Genomic DNA, 4105 nt, shown 5'->3' with positions numbered 1-4105 from the left:
GCCCGACAGGTGGCACCAGAGGACGCCCGCGACCCCGGCAAGATGTATAACCCGATGAGCGCCACCGCCTTGCAGCAACAAGCGCCGGGTTTTGACTGGCCGGCCTTTGCTACGGCCGCCGGCTTGTCGGCCGACGATACCCTGGTGATCACCACCCCGGCGACCGCCGCCGCGATTGCCAAACTGTATGGCGAGCTACCGCTGGCCGACTGGAAGCTGTATTTCAAGCTGCGCAGCCTCGACGAAGCGGCAGCCGTGCTGCCCGATGCGGTGCGCAAAGCCAGCTTTGCCTTCAATGGCACCGCCCTGACCGGGGTGAGCAGCCCCAAGCCGCGCAATGAACAAGGCATTGCCTTGCTCAACACCCTGCTGGGGGAGCCGCTCGGCAAGCTGTATGTGGAGCGTTACTTCCCCAGCGCCCACAAGGCGCAGGTGAAGGCCATGGTCGGCAATATCCTCGCTGCCAGCCGCGCACTGATCGGCCAGACGCCGTGGATGAGCGCCCCCACCCGCCAGCAGGCGCTGGATAAACTGAGCAAATACCAGGTCAAGATCGGCTACCCGGATACTTGGCGCGACTTCGGCGCCTTGCAGATCAAGGCCGGCGATGCGCTGGGCAATCTGCACCGCGCCAAACGTTTCGAATGGCTGTATCAGGCCGGCAAGGTCGGCAAAGCGGTGCAGCGCAGCGACTGGATGATGACGCCACAAACGGTGGATGCCTATTACGACCCGACGGTGAATGCGATCAACTTCCCGGCCGGTTTTCTGCAGGCGCCGATTTTCAACCCAACCGCAGACGATGCCTACAACTATGGCGCACTGGGCACCCAGATTGGCCATGAGATCAGCCACGGCTTTGATAACCTCGGCAATCAGTTCGATGGCGATGGCGCCATGCGCAACTGGTGGCAGGATGCCGATCGCCAGGCATTCGACGCCATCGCCAGCAAACTGGTCGAGCAGTTCAACCGCTACGAGGCCCTGCCCGGCAAGAACATCGATGGCAAACGCACCTTGCCGGAGAATCTGGCCGACCTCGCCGGCGTGCAGATCGCCTTCAAGGCCTACCAGATGTCGCTGGCCGGCAAGCCATCCCCGGTGATCGGCGGCTACACCGGCGAGCAGCGCTTCTTCCTCGCCTATGCGCAAAGCAAGCGCAGCAAGCTGCGCGATGAGTTGATGCTCGATCTGCTCAGCAATGACGTGCATGCGCCGCAGGCCTTTCGCTGCAATGGCCCGGTGTCCAATAGCGATGCCTTTCACCAGGCCTTTGCCACCCGGCCAGGCGATGGTTTGTATCGCCCGGCAGCCCAACGCATCCGCCTTTGGTAAAACCCTGCTGGCAACCATGCTATCCCACTGAAATCACAGCGTTTTTCAAGACTTGGCCGGCCATTTCTGCGACAATGGCCGGCTATTTTGCTTTTTGATCGTCTGTTTTCCATGTCCGATTACGTCAAGACCGGCCCCGACGGCATTCCCGCCATCAGTGAATTGCCTGCCGGCATGTCGCCGCGCCAGCCTGCGCCCTTTCTGCCCATGTCCCGTGCCGAGATGGATGCATTGGGCTGGGATGCCTGCGACATCATCCTGGTGACGGGCGACTGCTATATCGATCACCCCAGCTTTGGTATGGCGCTGGTAGGGCGCTTGCTGGAAGCGCAGGGCTTCCGGGTCGGCATCATTGCCCAGCCCGCCTGGGATAGCGCCGAGGCGTTCAAGGCGCTGGGCAAGCCACGGCTGTTCTTTGGCGTGACCGCCGGCAATATGGATTCGATGATCAATCGCTACACCGCCGACAAGAAGCCACGCTCGGACGATGCCTATACCCCGCATGGCGAGGCCAACAAGCGGCCGGATCGGGCGGTGACCATCTATTCGCAACGCTGCCGCGAGGCCTTCCCCGGCGTGCAGATCATGATCGGCGGCATTGAAGCGAGCTTGCGCCGTATTGCCCAGTACGACTACTGGAGCGATAAGGTGCGCCAGTCGGCGCTGGTTTACGCCAAGGCCGACATCCTGCTGTATGGCAATGCCGAGCGGGCGCTGGTCGCCATCGCCCAGCGCGCCGCCCGTGGCGAAAAGCTGCGCGATATGCACGATATCCGCGGCACCGCGTTTATCGTGCCGTCCGGCTGGCGGCCCGATGCTGCTTGGACGGAAGAGGACTCGACCACCGTCGATACCCCGGGCCGCGTCGATGCCCACCCCGACCCCTATGCCATGGAGCCGGAAGCGCCCAAACCCGCCAATGGTCCGGCATTGCCCGAAGGGGCGCTGCCGGTACGGCTGGTCAGCAAGGCCGAACGGGTGCGCGCCAAGCTCGAAGCACGGCAAAAAGTGGTGGTAAGGCTGCCGGCCTATGAGGCAGTGGCGCACGACCCGGTGCTGTATGCTCACGCCAGCCGGGTGCTGCATCTGGAATCCAACCCGGGCAATGCCCGCGCACTGGTGCAGGCGCATGGCGAGCGCGATGTGTGGATCAGCCCGCCGCCGATTCCGCTCACCACCCCGGAAATGGACTATGTGTTCGACCAGTTTTACGCCCGCAACCCGCACCCGAGCTATGGCAATGCCCATATCCCGGCGTGGGAGATGATCAAGCATTCGATCAATATCATGCGCGGCTGCTTTGGCGGCTGTACCTTCTGCTCGATTACCGAGCATGAGGGCCGCATCATTCAAAGCCGCTCGGAAGACTCGATCCTGCGCGAGATCGAAGAGATTCGCGACAAGACCCGCGGCTTCAAGGGCCATATCACCGATCTGGGCGGCCCCACCGCCAACATGTACCGGCTGGCCTGCAAGGATCCGAAGATCGAATCGGCTTGCCGCAAGCTCAGCTGCGTTTACCCCGGCATTTGCGAGAACCTCGATACCGACCACAGCGCGCTGGTCCAGCTGTACCGCAAGGCGCGGGCGATCGACGGGGTGAAGAAGATCACCATCGGCTCGGGCCTGCGCTACGACATTGCGGTGCGCTCGCCCGAATACATCAAGGAGCTGGTCACCCACCATGTGAGCGGCTACCTGAAGATCGCGCCGGAGCACACCGAAGAAGCCACCCTCAGCAAGATGATGAAGCCGGGCGTGGATACCTTCGAGCGCTTTCGCGAATTGTTCGACCGCTTCAGCAAGCAGGCCGGCAAGCAGCAATACCTGATCCCCTACTTTATCGCCGCCCACCCGGGCAGCAGCGATGAAGACATGCTGAATCTGGCGATCTGGCTCAAACAGAACAACTTCCGTCCCGATCAGGTACAGGCCTTCACCCCGACACCGATGGCGCTGGCCACCACCATGTGGCACACCGGCCGCAATCCGCTCAAAAAGCTGGGCCGCAGCTCGGAAAAAGTGGTGGCAGTGAAAAGCGCCGAGCAACGCCGCCTGCACAAGGCCTTTTTGCGCTATCACGACCCGAAACACTGGCCGCTGCTGCGCGAGGCGCTGACCCGCATGGGACGTGCCGATCTGATCGGCGGCGCCGCTCATTGCCTGGTGCCGCACCCGACGGCGGAAGAGCGCCAGCAACAAGCCCCGCGCGGCAACGCCCGCGGCGGCGGCGGCCCCGGCTCGGTAGGCCGCATCACGCCGCCACGCCAACCGAATTTGCGCCAGGGCAAGGGCAAGAAACCGAATCTGGGGCGGGGGAAGGGGCGGTAAGGCTTGTGCTGCGGACGCCTACTCGCCAGTCTTGAACTTGCTGAACCCCATACCCACCCGCAGGCTGCGGCTTACCTTCGGGGCGGGTTCCGAGTAATGGATCAGGGTATCGTCCGGCCAGTCTTTATCGGCGGCAGGAATCCAGAAAAACACATCGTTCTTTACGGCCCGGACCGGCAGGGCGAGCGATTTGTCGCCGTAGCTGAGCGTAATGCGGGTGTCCTTGCTGGGCGCTTCCAGACCCATGCCTACCCGTTCTGATTCGCACGGGTTGCCCATTACCGACAGCATGGCGCGGGTGGCGAAGCTCAGTTCCGGCTTGCTGATCGCCCACTGCACCTGACACATCAGGCGCAGATCGCCAAGGCGTTGGGTCTGTGCATCAAGGCCGGGGCTGCGCACCAGTATGCGGTAGCCATAGTCGCCCTTCTTGCGGTTC

Annotated in this window: 2 protein-coding genes and 1 pseudogene; 2 read left to right on the top strand and 1 reads right to left on the bottom strand. The window is 62.9% G+C overall.

Features of this window, described 5'->3' with window-relative positions; translation table 11 throughout:
• Nucleotides 1-1335: M13 family metallopeptidase (locus ACE3OH_RS20345; protein ID WP_374357430.1), on the top strand; the 1335-nt coding region annotated here is incomplete at its 5' end.
• A gap of 174 nt (nt 1336-1509) precedes the next feature.
• The gene (locus ACE3OH_RS20340; RefSeq protein WP_374357433.1) at nt 1510-3666 is read left to right on the top strand and encodes a YgiQ family radical SAM protein; all 2157 of its coding nucleotides are present in this window, start codon (nt 1510-1512) and stop codon (nt 3664-3666) included.
• Nucleotides 3667-3684: 18 nt separating this feature from the next.
• Here ACE3OH_RS20340 and ACE3OH_RS20335 read toward each other — a convergent pair.
• Nucleotides 3685-4105 (bottom strand): annotated as a pseudogene (locus ACE3OH_RS20335) (hypothetical protein); the annotation flags it as partial.

This window comes from Chitinimonas sp. (assembly GCF_041904975.1).
In the GTDB taxonomy this organism is placed as follows: domain Bacteria; phylum Pseudomonadota; class Gammaproteobacteria; order Burkholderiales; family Chitinimonadaceae; genus Chitinimonas.
Note: the sequence above shows the minus strand (reverse complement) of the source record. Positions and strands in the feature narration are given on the sequence as shown.